This window comes from gamma proteobacterium symbiont of Scutellera amethystina (assembly GCF_059730845.1).
Map to the genome: position 1 here is coordinate 1,427,158 of NZ_AP035935.1, position 15,336 is coordinate 1,442,493.

Annotated in this window: 12 protein-coding genes and 1 pseudogene; all 13 read left to right on the top strand. The window is 58.3% G+C overall.

Going from position 1 to position 15,336, the window contains the following annotated elements; all coding sequences use genetic code 11:
* Positions 1 to 13: 13 nt before the first annotated feature.
* The 13 genes and pseudogenes from AC6I79_RS06530 to AC6I79_RS06590 all read left to right on the top strand — a co-directional run bounded on the left by AC6I79_RS06530 (position 14) and on the right by AC6I79_RS06590 (position 15,334).
* Positions 14 to 691: a NuoB/complex I 20 kDa subunit family protein gene (locus AC6I79_RS06530; protein ID WP_021509214.1), complete on the top strand. Its 678-nt coding sequence runs from the start codon at positions 14 to 16 to the stop codon at positions 689 to 691.
* A gap of 116 nt (positions 692 to 807) precedes the next feature.
* Positions 808 to 2,607, top strand: a complete 1,800-nt coding sequence (gene nuoC / locus AC6I79_RS06535) for an NADH-quinone oxidoreductase subunit C/D (protein WP_159378549.1) — start codon at positions 808 to 810, stop codon at positions 2,605 to 2,607.
* A pseudogene (gene nuoE / locus AC6I79_RS06540) lies at positions 2,582 to 3,125 on the top strand (NADH-quinone oxidoreductase subunit NuoE). Before nuoC ends, nuoE begins: the two are co-directional and overlap by 26 nt.
* 2 nt (positions 3,126 to 3,127) lie before the next feature.
* Positions 3,128 to 4,468: an NADH-quinone oxidoreductase subunit NuoF gene (gene nuoF, locus AC6I79_RS06545; protein WP_182689024.1), complete on the top strand. Its 1,341-nt coding sequence runs from the start codon at positions 3,128 to 3,130 to the stop codon at positions 4,466 to 4,468.
* A 100-nt stretch (positions 4,469 to 4,568) separates the two neighbouring features.
* Complete coding sequence (gene nuoG, locus AC6I79_RS06550; protein WP_058775807.1) at positions 4,569 to 7,292, top strand: NADH-quinone oxidoreductase subunit NuoG; 2,724 nt, start codon at positions 4,569 to 4,571, stop codon at positions 7,290 to 7,292.
* Positions 7,289 to 8,266 carry an NADH-quinone oxidoreductase subunit NuoH gene (gene nuoH / locus AC6I79_RS06555; RefSeq protein WP_021509219.1) on the top strand — a complete coding sequence of 326 codons (978 nt, stop codon included), beginning with the start codon at positions 7,289 to 7,291 and terminating at the stop codon, positions 8,264 to 8,266. Before nuoG ends, nuoH begins: the two co-directional genes overlap by 4 nt.
* An 11-nt stretch (positions 8,267 to 8,277) precedes the next feature.
* On the top strand, positions 8,278 to 8,820 hold the full coding sequence (gene nuoI, locus AC6I79_RS06560) for an NADH-quinone oxidoreductase subunit NuoI (RefSeq protein ID WP_021509220.1): 543 nt from the start codon (positions 8,278 to 8,280) through the stop codon (positions 8,818 to 8,820).
* A gap of 10 nt (positions 8,821 to 8,830) precedes the next feature.
* On the top strand, positions 8,831 to 9,382 hold the full coding sequence (gene nuoJ, locus AC6I79_RS06565; protein ID WP_021509221.1) for an NADH-quinone oxidoreductase subunit J: 552 nt from the start codon (positions 8,831 to 8,833) through the stop codon (positions 9,380 to 9,382).
* Positions 9,379 to 9,681: an NADH-quinone oxidoreductase subunit NuoK gene (nuoK, locus tag AC6I79_RS06570; protein WP_013509877.1), complete on the top strand. Its 303-nt coding sequence runs from the start codon at positions 9,379 to 9,381 to the stop codon at positions 9,679 to 9,681. Before nuoJ ends, nuoK begins: the two co-directional genes overlap by 4 nt.
* On the top strand, positions 9,678 to 11,513 hold the full coding sequence (nuoL, locus tag AC6I79_RS06575) for an NADH-quinone oxidoreductase subunit L (RefSeq protein WP_058775806.1): 1,836 nt from the start codon (positions 9,678 to 9,680) through the stop codon (positions 11,511 to 11,513). The genes nuoK and nuoL overlap by 4 nt, the downstream gene beginning before the upstream one ends.
* A gap of 208 nt (positions 11,514 to 11,721) precedes the next feature.
* Positions 11,722 to 13,242, top strand: a complete 1,521-nt coding sequence (nuoM, locus tag AC6I79_RS06580) for an NADH-quinone oxidoreductase subunit M (protein WP_058775855.1) — start codon at positions 11,722 to 11,724, stop codon at positions 13,240 to 13,242.
* Positions 13,243 to 13,248: 6 nt separating this feature from the next.
* Positions 13,249 to 14,706, top strand: coding sequence for an NADH-quinone oxidoreductase subunit NuoN (nuoN, locus tag AC6I79_RS06585; RefSeq protein WP_031280039.1), 1,458 nt, complete (start codon positions 13,249 to 13,251; stop codon positions 14,704 to 14,706).
* 175 nt (positions 14,707 to 14,881) lie between these two features.
* Entirely contained in the window at positions 14,882 to 15,334 is a 453-nt protein-coding gene (locus tag AC6I79_RS06590; RefSeq protein ID WP_021509225.1) for a GNAT family N-acetyltransferase, read from the top strand.
* Positions 15,335 to 15,336: the final 2 nt, after the last annotated feature.

The following is a 15,336-nucleotide window of genomic DNA, read 5'->3' on the forward strand; positions in this document are numbered from 1 at the left end:
GCGAGGCAATAAGATGGACTACACGCTGACACGCGTAGACCCGAACGGGGGCGATAACGACCGTTATCCCCTGCAGAAACAGGAGATTGTTACCGATCCTCTGGAGCAGCACGTTCATCGCAGCGTCTATATGGGCAAGCTCGAGCACGCCCTGCATGACATGGTGAACTGGGGTCGTAAAAACTCTCTCTGGCCGTATAACTTCGGCCTTTCCTGTTGCTACGTGGAAATGACCACGTCATTCACCGCAGTACATGATGTGGCGCGTTTCGGTGCGGAAGTAATGCGCGCCTCGCCACGTCAGGCTGACTTTATGGTGATCGCCGGTACGCCGTTTACCAAAATGGCGCCGGTGATTCAGCGTTTGTATGACCAGATGCTGGAACCAAAATGGGTGATTTCGATGGGGGCCTGCGCCAATTCCGGCGGCATGTATGACATCTATTCGGTGGTGCAGGGTGTGGATAAATTCCTGCCGGTTGATGTGTATATCCCGGGTTGTCCGCCACGTCCGGAAGCTTACATGCAGGCGCTGCTGCTGCTGCGTGAGTCCATCGGCAAAGAACGTCGTCCGCTCTCGTGGGTGGTTGGCGATCAGGGCGTGTATCGCGCCAATATGCAGTCTGAGCGTGAAAGAAAGCGTGGTGAGCGTATTGCCGTCACCAACCTGAGAACCCCAGACGAAGTTTAAGCACCCCGTACACGGATGGAGCCACGGCCGCAGCAGATAATGACAACGTAGTGTGTGCCGCCATCCTGACGCCTTCTTTTGAGTGCCTGATTACAGGCCGGAATGGTGAGTAACGTATGACAGATTTAACCACGCAAGATCTCGCTCAGCCTGCATGGCAAACCCGGGATCACCTGGATGATCCGGTGATCGGCGAGCTGCGTAACCGTTTTGGGCCGGATGCCTTTACCGTTCAGGCCACCCGCACCGGCATTCCGGTCGTCTGGGTGAAGCGTGAACAGCTACTGGAAATCATTGAATTCCTGCGTAAGCTGCCGAAGCCGTACGTCATGCTCTATGACCTGCACGGTTTCGATGAGCGTTTACGTACCCACCGCGCCGGTCTGCCCGCCGCGGATTTTTCCGTTTTCTATCACCTGCTGTCGATTGAACGCAACCGCGACATCATGCTCAAGGTGGCGCTGTCTGAAAACGATCTGCATGTGCCCACCATCACCAAAATTTTCGCTAACGCCAACTGGTATGAGCGCGAAACCTGGGAGATGTTTGGTATCACCTTCAACGGCCACCCGCACCTGACGCGCATCATGATGCCGCAGACCTGGGAAGGGCACCCGCTGCGTAAAGACTACCCGGCGCGCGCCACCGAGTTCGATCCTTTCACGCTGACTAAGCAGAAAGAAGATCTGGAGATGGAGTCACTGACCTTCAAGCCGGAAGACTGGGGCATGAAGCGTGGCACCACCAATGAGGACTTCATGTTCCTCAACCTCGGTCCGAACCACCCTTCAGCGCACGGTGCGTTCCGCATCATTCTGCAGCTGGATGGCGAAGAGATCGTCGACTGCGTGCCGGACGTGGGTTACCACCACCGCGGCGCGGAGAAGATGGGCGAGCGTCAGTCGTGGCACAGCTATATTCCGTATACCGACCGTATCGAGTACCTCGGCGGTTGCGTAAACGAAATGCCTTACGTGCTGGCGGTGGAAAAGCTGGCGGGCATCACCGTACCGGATCGCGTGAATGTGATTCGCGTGATGCTGTCAGAGCTGTTCCGCATCAACAGCCACCTGCTGTACATCTCCACCTTTATTCAGGACGTCGGTGCCATGACGCCGGTGTTCTTTGCCTTTACCGACCGTCAGAAAATCTATGACGTGGTGGAAGCGATCACCGGTTTCCGTATGCACCCGGCGTGGTTCCGCATCGGCGGTGTGGCGCACGATCTGCCGAAAGGCTGGGAACGTCTGCTGCGCGAGTTCCTCGACTGGATGCCGAAGCGTCTGAAAGAGTATGACAAAGCTGCGCTGCGCAACACCGTGCTGATGGGCCGTTCGCAGGGCGTGGCCGCTTATAACATGGACGAAGCGCTGGCGTGGGGCACCACCGGTGCCGGTCTGCGCGCTACTGGTCTGGATTTCGACGTGCGTAAATGGCGTCCCTACTCCGGCTATGAAAACTTCGACTTTGAGGTGCCGGTCGGCGCCGGCATCAGCGACGCTTACACCCGCGTGCAGCTGAAGATGGAAGAGATGTGGCAGTCGCTGCGTATTCTTGAGCAGTGCCTGAAGAACATGCCGGAAGGTCCGTTCAAGGCCGATCATCCGCTGACCACGCCGCCACCGAAAGAGCGCACGCTACAGCACATTGAAACCCTGATCACGCACTTCCTGCAGGTTTCGTGGGGCCCGGTAATGCCGGCCAACGAATCGTTCCAGATGATTGAAGCGACGAAAGGGATCAACAGCTACTACCTGACCAGCGATGGCAGCACCATGAGCTACCGCACCCGCGTGCGTACGCCAAGCTTCCCGCATCTGCAGCAGATCCCTTCGGTGATCCGCGGCAGCCTGGTATCCGACCTGATCGTGTACCTCGGTAGTATCGATTTTGTTATGTCAGACGTGGACCGCTAATTATGCACGATCAAAAAATTGCCATTCAAACCATCGACCCGACTGAGGTCTTTGTGCTGAGCGAGGCCGAGCACCACGCTATTGAGCATGAAAAACATCACTATGAAGATGCGCGCGCGGCGTCGATTGAAGCGCTGAAGATCGTGCAGAAGCAGCGCGGCTGGGTGCCGGACGGTGCCATCAACGCGATTGCTGAGGTACTGGGCATTCCGGCCAGCGACGTTGAAGGTGTGGCGACGTTTTACAGCCAGATCTACCGTACGCCGGTTGGCCGCCACGTGATTCGCTACTGCGACAGCGTGGTGTGCCACATCACCGGTTACCAGGGCATTCAGGCGGCGCTGGAGCAAAACCTGAACATTAAGCCGGGACAAACCACGCCGGATGGCCGCTTTACGCTGCTGCCAACCTGCTGCCTCGGCAACTGTGACAAAGGCCCGACCATGATGGTGGATGAAGATACCCACGTTCACCTGACGCCGGAAGGCATCGCCAACCTGCTGGAGCAGTATCAATGACCATTAAACAGATCATTCGTACTGCGGAGACCCATCCGCTGACCTGGCGTCTGCGTGACGACAAACAGCCAGTATGGTTCGATGAATACCGCAGTAGAAACGGCTACGTTGGCGCCGATAAAGCGCTGAAGGGCATGAGCCAGGACGAGATCGTCGCCGCGGTGAAGGATTCCGGCCTGAAAGGGCGCGGCGGTGCGGGCTTCAGCACCGGTCTGAAGTGGAGCCTGATGCCCAAAGATGAATCCATGAACATCCGTTACCTGCTGTGTAACGCCGATGAGATGGAACCAGGCACTTATAAAGACCGCCTGCTGATGGAGCAGTTGCCGCACCAGCTGGTGGAAGGCATGCTGATCAGTGCGTTTGCGCTGAAAGCCTACCGTGGCTATATCTTCCTGCGCGGTGAATACATCGAAGCCGCGGAAAACCTGCGTCGAGCCATCGCCGAAGCCACTGCCGCGGGCTATCTCGGTAAAAACATTCTTGGTACCGGCTTCGATTTCGAACTGTTTGTTCACACCGGTGCCGGCCGCTATATCTGCGGCGAAGAGACCGCGCTGATCAATTCGCTGGAAGGGCGCCGCGCTAACCCGCGTTCCAAGCCGCCGTTCCCGGCCAGTGCCGGCGTCTGGGGCAAACCGACCTGCGTCAACAACGTTGAGACGCTGTCGAACGTGCCGGCAATCTTCCTGAATGGCGTGGAGTGGTACAAAAACATCTCCAGCAGCGAAGACACTGGCACCAAGATGATGGGCTTCTCCGGCCGGGTGAAAAATCCGGGCGTGTGGGAGCTGCCGTTTGGTACCACTGCGCGTGAAATCCTTGAGGATTATGCCGGCGGTATGCGCGATGGCCTCAAGTTCAAAGCCTGGCAGCCGGGCGGAGCCGGTACCGACTTCCTGACCGAGCAGCACCTCGACCTGCCGATGGAATTTGCCAGCATCGGCAAAGCCGGCAGCCGTCTGGGTACCGCGCTGGCGATGGCGGTCGACCACGAAATCAATATGGTGTCGCTGGTACGCAACCTCGAAGAGTTCTTTGCGCGCGAGTCCTGCGGCTGGTGTACGCCGTGCCGTGATGGTCTGCCGTGGAGCGTGAAGATCCTGCGTGCGCTGGAGCAGAAAAAAGGCCAGCCGGGGGATATCGAAACCCTGCTGCAGCTGTGCCGCCAGCTCGGTCCGGGCAAGACGTTCTGCGCCCACGCACCGGGTGCCGTTGAGCCACTGCAGAGCGCGATTAAATATTTCCGTGACGAGTTTGAAGCTGGCATTGCGCCGCAGGTGTTTGGCAATACCCGCGCCATTGGCGGGATTCAGCCTAACCTGCTGAAAGCGCGCTGGTAAGCCGCCGTCGTACACGGAATCGCCCGGGCCTGAGGCTGCGGGGCAGGAATTAGATGTTTAACGCTCGTCTGCGGACGAGCCTTACGGAAGCATGTTCACTATGGCTACAATCCATGTAGACGGTAAAGAATATGATGTGAACGGAGCGGACAACCTGCTGCAGGCGTGTCTGTCTCTGGGCCTTGATATTCCTTATTTTTGCTGGCATCCGGCGCTGGGAAGCGTGGGAGCCTGCCGCCAGTGCGCGGTGAAGCAATTCCAGAATGCCGAAGATACCCGTGGTCGCCTCGTCATGTCCTGCATGACGCCTGCGTCTGACGGCACCTTTATCTCCATCGACGATGGCGAAGCGAAAGAGTTTCGTGAAAGCGTGGTGGAGTGGCTGATGACCAACCACCCGCACGACTGTCCGGTGTGCGAAGAGGGCGGTAACTGTCACCTGCAGGATATGACGGTAATGACGGGACACAGCTTCCGTCGCTACCGTTTTACCAAGCGTACCCATCAGAATCAGGATCTCGGGCCGTTTATCTCGCATGAGATGAACCGCTGTATCGCCTGTTACCGCTGCGTGCGCTACTACAAAGATTACGCCGATGGCAAAGATCTTGGCGTGTACGGCGCGCATGACAACGTCTACTTTGGCCGTCCGGAAGATGGCACGCTGGAGAGCGAATTCTCCGGTAACCTGGTAGAAATCTGCCCGACCGGCGTGTTCACCGATAAAACCCACTCTGAACGCTATAACCGTAAGTGGGATATGCAGTTTGCGCCCAGCATCTGCCAGCAGTGCAGCGTGGGTTGTAACACCAGCCCGGGCGAGCGCTATGGCGAGCTGCGTCGTATCGAAAACCGCTACAACGGATCGGTGAACCACTACTTCCTGTGCGACCGTGGCCGTTTCGGCTATGGCTACGTGAACCGTAAAGATCGTCCGCGTCATCCGGAACAGCTGCGCGGCAGCGACCGTATCACGCTGAACGCAGAACAGGCGGTTAATGCCGCCGCGGATATCCTGCGTCAGGCGAAGAAGGTGATCGGTATCGGTTCACCTCGCGCCAGTATTGAAAGCAACTTCGCGCTGCGTGAACTGGTGGGCGCGGAAAACTTCTCAACCGGTATGCCGGCAGCTGAGCAGGCGCGGGTTGAGTTGATGCTGAAAGTGCTGCAGCAGGGCGGCATTTACACGCCATCGCTGCGTGAAATTGAAAGCTATGACGCCGTGCTGGTGCTGGGTGAAGATTTGACTCAGGTCGGTGCCCGCGTGGCGCTGTCGGTGCGTCAGGCCGTTAAAGGCAAAGCACGCGAAATGGCCGCCGCTCAGAAAGTCGCGGACTGGCAGATCGCCGCCATCCTCAACATTGGTCAGCACGCCAAACATCCGCTGTTTGTCACTAACGTTGATGAAACCCGTCTCGATGATATCGCCGCGTGGAGCTATCGCGCACCGGTGGAAGATCAGGCCCGCCTGGGCTTCGCCATCGCGCACGCGCTGGATGACAGCGCACCGGCGGTTAGCGATTTTGACAGCAGCCTGAACGGCAAGCTGGACGTGGTGGTACAGGCGCTGGCCGGCGCGAAAAAACCGCTGATCATTTCCGGCACCCACTCGGGCAGCACGGCAATGATTGAAGCGGCAGCCAACGTGGCTAAAGCGCTGAAAGCGCGCGGTGCTGACGTCGGTATTACCTTCCTCGCCGGTGCCGCCAACAGCTTCGGTCTTGGCCTGATGGGCGGTCAGTCGCTGGACAGCGCGCTGGAGCAGCTGGATAAAGGCGAAGCGGAAGCGCTGGTGGTGCTGGAGAACGATCTCTACCGTCACGCGCCGAAAGCCACCGTCGATGCGGCACTGCACAACACCGCGCACGTGATTGTGGTTGATCATCAACGCACGGCCACGCTGGAGAAAGCCGGTCTGGTACTCTCCACCGCCAGCTTTGCTGAGAGCGATGGCACCTCCATCAACCATGAAGGTCGCGCCCAGCGCTTCTTCCAGGTTTACGATCCGGCCTACTACGACGATAGCGTGGTGATGCTGGAGAGCTGGCGCTGGCTGCATTCGCTGCACAGCGCCGTCGAGAGCCGCCAGATTGACTGGACGCAGCTCGATCACGTGATTGATGCCGCGATTGTGGCGCTGCCGCAGCTGAAAGGGATTAAGGACGCGGCGCCGGACGCCAGCTTCCGTATTCGTGGCCAGAAACTGGCGCGTTCACCGCATCGTGCCAGTGGCCGTACCGCCGCGCGCGCCAACATCAGCGTGCACGAACCGCGTCAGCCGCAGGATAAAGACACCATGTTTGCCTTCTCCATGGAAGGTAACAACCAGCCGTCGGCACCGCGTTCGCAGATTCCTTTTGCCTGGGCACCAGGCTGGAACTCACCGCAGGCGTGGAACAAGTTCCAGGCGGAAGTGGGCGGTAAACTGCGTCATGGCGATCCGGGCGTGCGTCTGTTTGAAGCCAGCGAAAGTGCACTGGACTGGTTCAGCCAGGTTCCGGCACGCTTCGTGGGCGGCAGCCAGTATCGCGTGGCTCCTTACTATCAGCTGTTTGGTAGTGAAGAGATGACTCAGCGTTCGCCAACCTTCCAGAAACGTATGGCACCGGCCACGCTGGTGATCAACCCGGCAGATGCTGAGAAGCTGGGGGTTAACAATGGTGCATCCGTGGAGCTGGTTTGCGCCGGTGAAACGCTGCGTCTGCCGGTGCGCTTCTCTGCGGCACTGCAGGCGGGGCAGGTGGGTCTGCCGCTCGGCATGCCGGGTGTACCGCCGTTCCTCGCGGGTGCGCAAATTGACAAACTGCAGGAGGCAGCGCAATGAGCTGGCTGACACCGGACGTTATTGACATCATCCTGCAGGTGGTGAAAGCCATTGTCATCCTGCTGGTGGTGGTGGCCTGTGGTGCCTTCATGAGCTTTGCCGAGCGTCGTCTGCTCGGCCTGTGGCAGAACCGTTATGGACCAAACCGCGTAGGCTGGGGCGGCTCGCTGCAGCTGGCGGCGGACATGATCAAAATGTTCTTTAAAGAGGACTGGGTTCCGCCGTTTACCGATCGCTTCATCTTTACCCTGGCACCGGTTATCGCCTTCGTTTCGCTGCTGCTGGCGTTTGCGATTGTGCCGGTTTCGCCGAGCTGGATGGTCACCGACCTGAACATCGGTCTGCTGTTCTTCCTGATGATGGCGGGTCTGGCGGTTTACGCCGTACTGTTCGCGGGCTGGTCGAGTAACAACAAATACTCGCTGCTCGGTGCAATGCGTGCCTCCGCGCAGACCCTGAGCTACGAAGTGTTCCTTGGCCTGTCGCTGATGGGCGTGGTGGCGCAGGCGGGTTCCTTTAACCTGAACGCCATCGTTGAGAGCCAGACGCACCTGTGGAATATCATCCCGCAGTTCTTTGGCTTCGTGACCTTCTGTATTGCTGGCGTCGCGGTGTGCCACCGTCATCCGTTTGACCAGCCGGAAGCGGAACAGGAGCTGGCCGACGGTTACCACATCGAATATGCCGGGATGAAGTTCGGCCTGTTCTTTGTCGGTGAGTACGTGGCCATTACTACCGTTTCGGCGCTGATCGTCACCCTGTTCTTCGGTGGCTGGCACGGTCCGTTCCTGCCGCCGTTCATCTGGTTCGCCCTGAAAACGGCGTTCTTTATGGTGATGTTTATCCTGATTCGTGCTGCGCTGCCGCGTCCACGCTATGACCAGGTGCTGTCGTTCGGCTGGAAAGTATGTCTGCCGTTGACGTTATTGAACCTGCTGGCCACTGCCGCAGTGATTCTGTACAACGCGCAGTAAGGGGTTTTGAGATGACTTTAAAAGATATTGTCGTTGGCTTCGGCACGACAGTGCGCAGTATCTGGATGATTGGCATGCATGCCTTCGCCAAGCGCGAAACCCAGATGTATCCGGAAGAGCCGGTTTATCTGCCGCCGCGCTACCGTGGCCGTATCGTGCTGACGCGCGATCCGGACGGCGAAGAGCGCTGCGTAGCCTGTAACCTGTGCGCCGTTGCCTGCCCGGTCGGCTGTATTTCGCTGCAGAAAGCGGAGATGCAGGATGGCCGCTGGTATCCGGAATTTTTCCGCATCAACTTCTCGCGCTGCATCTTCTGTGGTTTATGTGAAGAAGCCTGTCCGACCACCGCGATTCAGCTGACGCCGGACTTCGAACTCGGTGAGTTCAAGCGTCAGGATCTGGTGTATGAGAAGGAAGACCTGCTGATTTCCGGCCCGGGTAAATATCCGGAGTACAACTTCTACCGCATGGCAGGTATGGCGATCGACGGTAAAGACAAAGGCGACGCGGAAAACGAAGCCAAACCGATCGACGTTAAAGGCTTATTACCTTAAGGAGCCAGGTATGGAATTTGCGTTTTATCTTTGCGGACTGGTGGCGGTGCTGACGACATTGCGCGTCATCACCCACACCAATCCGGTACATGCGCTGCTGTACCTGATTGTTTCGCTGCTGTCGATTGCCGGCGTGTTCTTCTCAATGGGCGCCTATTTTGCCGGTGCGCTGGAGATCATCGTCTATGCCGGTGCCATCATGGTGCTGTTTGTGTTCGTAGTGATGATGCTCAACCTGGGTAAAACCCAGCAGGATCAGGAGCGCGAATGGCTGAAGCCGTCGCTGTGGATCGGTCCGGGCATTGTCTCGCTGCTGCTGCTGGTGGTGATGATCTACGCCATCCTGACCGCGACCGACCAGGGTATTGATGGCACCGTCATCGATGCCAAAGCGGTGGGCATCAGTCTGTTTGGCCCGTATGTTCTGGCGGTTGAGCTGGCGTCAATGCTGCTGCTGGCCGGTCTGGTAGTGGCGTTCCATATCGGACGTGAAGATCGTCAGGGCGAAGTGCTGAGCAACCGCGTGTCAGACGCGGCGGCCAATAAGGAGGAGCACGCATGATCCCGTTACAACACGGCCTGATTCTGGCTGCTGTGCTGTTTGTTCTCGGCCTGACCTCGCTGGTACTGCGCCGCAACCTGCTGTTTATGCTGATCGGTCTGGAGATCATGATCAACGCCGCGGCGCTGGCGCTGGTGGTGGCAGGCAGCTACTGGGGACAAGCCGACGGCCAGGTGATGTACATCCTGGCAATCAGCCTCGCGGCGGCGGAAGCCAGTATTGGTCTGGCGCTGCTGCTGCAGCTCTATCGTCGTCGTCAGACGCTGAACATTGACACAGTGAGCGAGATGCGCGGATGAATCTTCTCTATTTAACCGTATTATTTCCGCTGATTGGCTTCCTGCTATTGGCGTTTTCCCGTGGTCGCTGGTCGGAGAACCTGTCGGCTGCGGTGGGGATGGGTTCAGTGGGCCTTGCGGCGCTGACCACCGTATTTGTGGGTGTGGACTTCTTTAGTCACGGCCAGCAGCCATTTACCCAGGCGCTGTGGACCTGGATGCACGTGGGTAACTTTGACATCAAAGTGAACCTGGTGCTGGACGGTCTGTCGCTGACCATGCTGTCGGTGGTTACCGGCGTCGGCTTCTTCATCCACATGTTCGCTTCCTGGTACATGCGCGGTGAAGAGGGCTATTCACGCTTCTTCGCTTACACCAACCTGTTCATCGCGAGCATGGTGGTGCTGGTGCTGGCCGATAACCTGATGCTGATGTACCTTGGCTGGGAAGGGGTAGGGCTGTGTTCCTACCTGCTGATTGGCTTCTACTACAGCAATCCGGAAAACGGCAAAGCGGCGATGAAAGCCTTCATTATCACCCGTGTCGGTGACGTGTTCCTCGCCTTTGCGTTGTTCATTCTCTACAACGAGCTGGGTACGCTGAACTTCCGTGAGCTGATGGAGCTGGCCCCGGCGCACTTCGCGGCGGACAACCACATGCTGCAGTGGGCGACGCTGATGCTGCTGGGCGGTGCCGTGGGTAAATCGGCACAGCTGCCGTTGCAGACGTGGCTGGCCGATGCGATGGCCGGTCCGACGCCGGTCTCCGCGCTGATCCACGCTGCCACCATGGTAACCGCAGGCGTCTATCTGATTGCCCGCACCCACGGTCTGTTCCTGCTGACGCCGGAAGTGCTGCATCTGGTGGGTATCGTTGGTGCGATTACGCTGGTGCTGGCGGGCTTCGCCGCGCTGGTGCAGACCGACATCAAACGCGTGCTGGCTTACTCCACCATGAGTCAGATCGGCTACATGTTCCTGGCGCTGGGCGTACAGGCGTGGGACGCCGCGATTTTCCACCTGATGACCCATGCGTTCTTCAAGGCGCTGCTGTTCCTCTCCTCCGGTTCCGTGATTCTGGCCTGTCATCACGAGCAGAACATTTTCAAAATGGGCGGTCTGCGTAAGAGCATCCCGCTGGTGTATGTCTGCTTCCTGGTGGGCGGTGCCGCGCTGGCTGCGCTGCCGCTGATTACCGCCGGCTTCTACAGTAAGGATGAGATTCTGTTCGGTGCGCTGGCTAACGGTCACATCAATCTGATGGTCGCCGGTCTGGTGGGTGCATTCCTTACCTCAATCTACACCTTCCGCATGATCTTCATCGTGTTCCACGGCGAAGAGAAAATTCATGCGCATGCCGGTAAAGGCATTACGCATCACCTGCCGCTGATTGTGCTGCTGGTGCTCTCAACCTTCGTTGGCGCGCTGATTACGCCTCCGCTGGCGGGCGTGCTGCCACAGAACGAGTTTGGTGAAACCGGCAAAGTGGCGCTGGAAATCACCTCGGGTGCCGTGGCGATTATCGGTATCCTGATTGCCGCCGCGCTGTGGCTGGGCAAACGTCAGCTGGTCACCCGCATCGCCAACAGTGCGCCGGGCCGTTTCTTCGGCACCTGGTGGTTTGCGGCCTGGGGCTTCGACTGGCTGTACGACAAGGTATTTGTTAAACCGTACCTTGGCATTGCCTGGCTGCTGCAGCGCGATCCGCTCAATTCACTGATGAACCTGCCGGCGCTGCTGTCGCGCATCGGTAATAAAGGTCTGGTGGTGAGTGAGAACGGCTATCTGCGCTGGTATATCGCGTCGATGAGCGTCGGTGCCGTGGTGGTACTGGCGCTGATGCTGGTGATTTAACGATTGATGAGCGGGGCGCGCGATGGTTTAGCGCCCCACGTAAGAATGTTCAAAATTGTCTGATGCACGGGTGAGATCAACGCAGTCAGTTTGGTGTTCGTTAGCGCAGCAACCGGCGCGTAGTAATACGTGAACGTTGCCCGCGCGGGCGAGGCGAAACAGGCGCGTCCGATAGCCTGAACGAAGACGAAAATAGGGAATGTACGCCGTGTTATTACCTTGGCTAATAATTATACCCTTTGTTGGGGGCTTGCTTTGCTGGCTGGCTGAGCGCCTTGGCGCGAAGGTGCCGCGCTGGATTGCCCTGATCACCATGGGGCTGACGCTGGCGCTGGGCCTGCAGCTGTGGCTGCAGGGCGGCTATTCGCTGACGCAGGCTGCGGGCCTGCCGCAGTGGCAGTCGACTTTCCTGGTGTCGTGGATCCCACGCTTTGGCATTAATTTCCATCTGGCGCTGGATGGCCTGTCGCTGCTGATGGTGGTGCTGACCGGCCTGCTGGGTCTGATGGCGGTTCTCTGCTCGTGGAATGAAATCGAAAAGTATCAGGGCTTCTTCCACCTCAACCTGATGTGGATTCTCGGCGGCGTGATCGGCGTGTTCCTCGCCATCGACATGTTCCTGTTCTTCTTCTTCTGGGAAATGATGCTGGTGCCGATGTACTTCCTCATCGCGCTCTGGGGTCACAAAGCGTCTGACGGGAAAACCCGTATCAGCGCGGCAACCAAATTCTTCATCTATACCCAGGCGTCAGGTCTGGTGATGCTGATTGCCATTCTGGCGCTGGTGTTCGTGCACTACAACGCCACTGGCGTCTGGACGTTCAGCTATGAAGAGCTGCTGAAAACGCCAATGTCACACACCGTTGAGTATCTGCTGATGCTCGGCTTCTTCATCGCCTTTGCGGTGAAAATGCCGGTGGTGCCACTGCACGGCTGGCTGCCGGATGCCCACAGCCAGGCACCGACCGCTGGTTCGGTTGACCTTGCCGGTATCCTGCTGAAAACTGCGGCTTACGGCCTGCTGCGTTTTAGCCTGCCGCTGTTCCCGAATGCCTCGGCGGAGTTCGCGCCGATCGCCATGTGGCTCGGCATCATCGGTATCTTCTACGGCGCCTGGATGGCGTTCTCGCAGACCGATATTAAACGCCTGATCGCCTACACCTCGATTTCGCACATGGGCTTCGTGCTGATTGCCATCTACACCGGCAGCCAGCTGGCGTTCCAGGGCGCGGTGGTGCAGATGATTGCGCACGGCCTGTCGGCCGCGGCGCTGTTCATCCTGTGCGGTCAGCTGTATGAACGTCTGCATACCCGTGATATGCGCCAGATGGGCGGCCTGTGGTCGCGCATCAAGTGGATTCCGGGCCTGTCGCTGTTCTTTGCCGTGGCTAACCTCGGTATGCCGGGCACCGGTAACTTTGTGGGTGAGTTCATGATTCTGGCCGGCAGCTATCAGGTGGTGCCGTTGATTATCGTGATTGCCACCTTCGGCCTGGTATTTGCCTCAGTGTACTCGCTGATCATGATGCAGCGCGCTTACTACGGCGAAGCCAAATCAAAAGAGCCGCTGGCTGGAATGTCGCCGCGCGAATTCCTGACCATCGGTGTACTGGTCGTGCTGCTGGTGCTGCTGGGCGTTTATCCGCAGCCAATCCTCGACACGTCCCATGCTGCGATGAGCAATATTCAGCAGTGGTTTACCGCTTCAATTTCAACTACAAGGCCGTAATTCGCCATGACAATAACTCCTCAACAATTGATCGCGTTGCTACCGCTGTTAATCGTCGGATTGACGGTGGTGGTTGTGATGCTGTCCATTGCGTGGCGACGCAACCACTTTGTTAATGCCACGCTGACGGTCATCGGTCTTAACCTCGCGCTGCTGTCGCTGTGGTTTGTGGGCCACGTGGGCGCCATGGATGTCACGCCGCTGCTGCGCGTGGATGGCTATTCGATGTTCTATACCGCGCTGGTGATGCTGGCGAGTCTGGCAACCTGCACCTTTGCTTATCCGTGGCTGGCCGGTTTCCCGGACAACAAAGATGAGTTCTATCTGCTGGTGCTGATCGCGGCGCTGGGCGGGATTGTGCTGGCCAGCGCCAACCATCTGGCGGCGCTGTTCATCGGTATCGAACTGCTGTCGCTGCCGCTGTTTGGTCTCATCGGCTACGCCTTCCGTCAGAAGCGCTCGCTGGAAGCGGCGCTGAAGTACATGATTCTGTCGGCTGCGGCTTCCTCATTCCTGATCTTCGGTATTGCGCTGGTCTACGCCGATTCCGGCAGCCTGAGCTTTGTGCAGCTCGGCAAAAGCCTGAATGACAGCATGATTCAGCAGCCGCTGCTGCTGGTCGGGCTGGGCATGATGATCATCGGTCTTGGCTTTAAGCTGTCGCTGGTGCCGTTCCATCTGTGGACGCCAGACGTTTATCAGGGCGCGCCGGCTCCGGTCTCGACCTTCCTCGCCACCGCCAGCAAAATCGCTATCTTTGCGGTCATCATGCGTCTGTTCATGTACGCACCGGTAACCGACAGTGAAGCGGTGCGCACCGTGCTGGGTGTGATTGCCTTCGTCTCGATTCTGTTCGGTAACCTGATGGCGATTTCGCAGAGCAACATCAAGCGTCTGCTCGGCTATTCATCTATCGCGCATCTTGGCTATCTGCTGGTGGCGCTGATTGCGGTGAAAACCCATCAGCTGTCGCTGGAAACCGCCGGCGTCTATCTGGCCGGTTACCTGTTCAGCAGCCTCGGCGCCTTCGGTGTAGTCAGCCTGATGTCGAGCCCGTACCGTGGTCCGGATGCCGATACGCTTTACTCGTATCGCGGTCTGTTCTGGCATCGTCCGATTCTCTCCGCCGTGATGACGGTGATGATGCTGTCGCTGGCCGGTATCCCGATGACGCTGGGCTTTATCGGTAAGTTTTACGTCATCGCGTCCGGTGTTAACGCGCATCTGTGGTGGCTGACCGCGGCGGTTGTCGCCGGTAGCGCCATTGGTCTGTATTACTACCTGCGCGTTACGGTGAGCCTGTACCTCAGCCCGCCGGAACTGCACACCCGCGATACCCCGGCCAACTGGGCGTTCACCGCAGGTGGTGTGGTGGTGCTGATCTCCGCCATCCTCGTGTTGCTGCTCGGTGTTTATCCGCAGCCGCTAATCACGCTGGTGCAGCTGGCTCAGCCGCTGATGTAAACAGTGCGTCATCTTCACAATCAGGCCTGCGGGCCTGATTTTTTTTGCCTGCAATTTGAGAGTTTGATCACATAGCTCCGCGTGTCAGCCCCTGTTACGTGCTGCCCACTGCGTTTAGCGCATGCGCTGTGATAGGCTGTGAAGATCACTTTTTTCGCTCAGACAAGGAAGCACGATGGATATGCAATGGCTTGATTGCCACCACAGTGAACTGACCGCGCAGCAGCTGTATACCGTGCTGGCGCTGCGCAATCAGGTGTTTATCGTCGAACAGGCCTGTCCGTATCAGGACATAGATGGCCAGGATTTGACGGCCGATAACCGCCATCTGCTGGGCTTTCTTGATGGCAAACTGCTGGCCTATGCGCGTCTGCTGACGCCCGCGCTGGCTTCCTCGCCGGTGACCATTGGTCGGGTGATTGTGTCGGAAGAGGCGCGCGGCCTGAAACTGGGCTATCGGCTGATGGAGCAGGCGCTGAACAGCTGCGAACAGCACTGGCCGCAGCGGGCGGTGTATCTGTCAGCGCAGGCGCATCTGGAAGGCTTTTATGGTCGCCTGGGCTTCCGGGCGGTCACGGACGTTTATCTGGAAGATAATATTCCGCACGTCGGCATGCAGAAAAACTAACG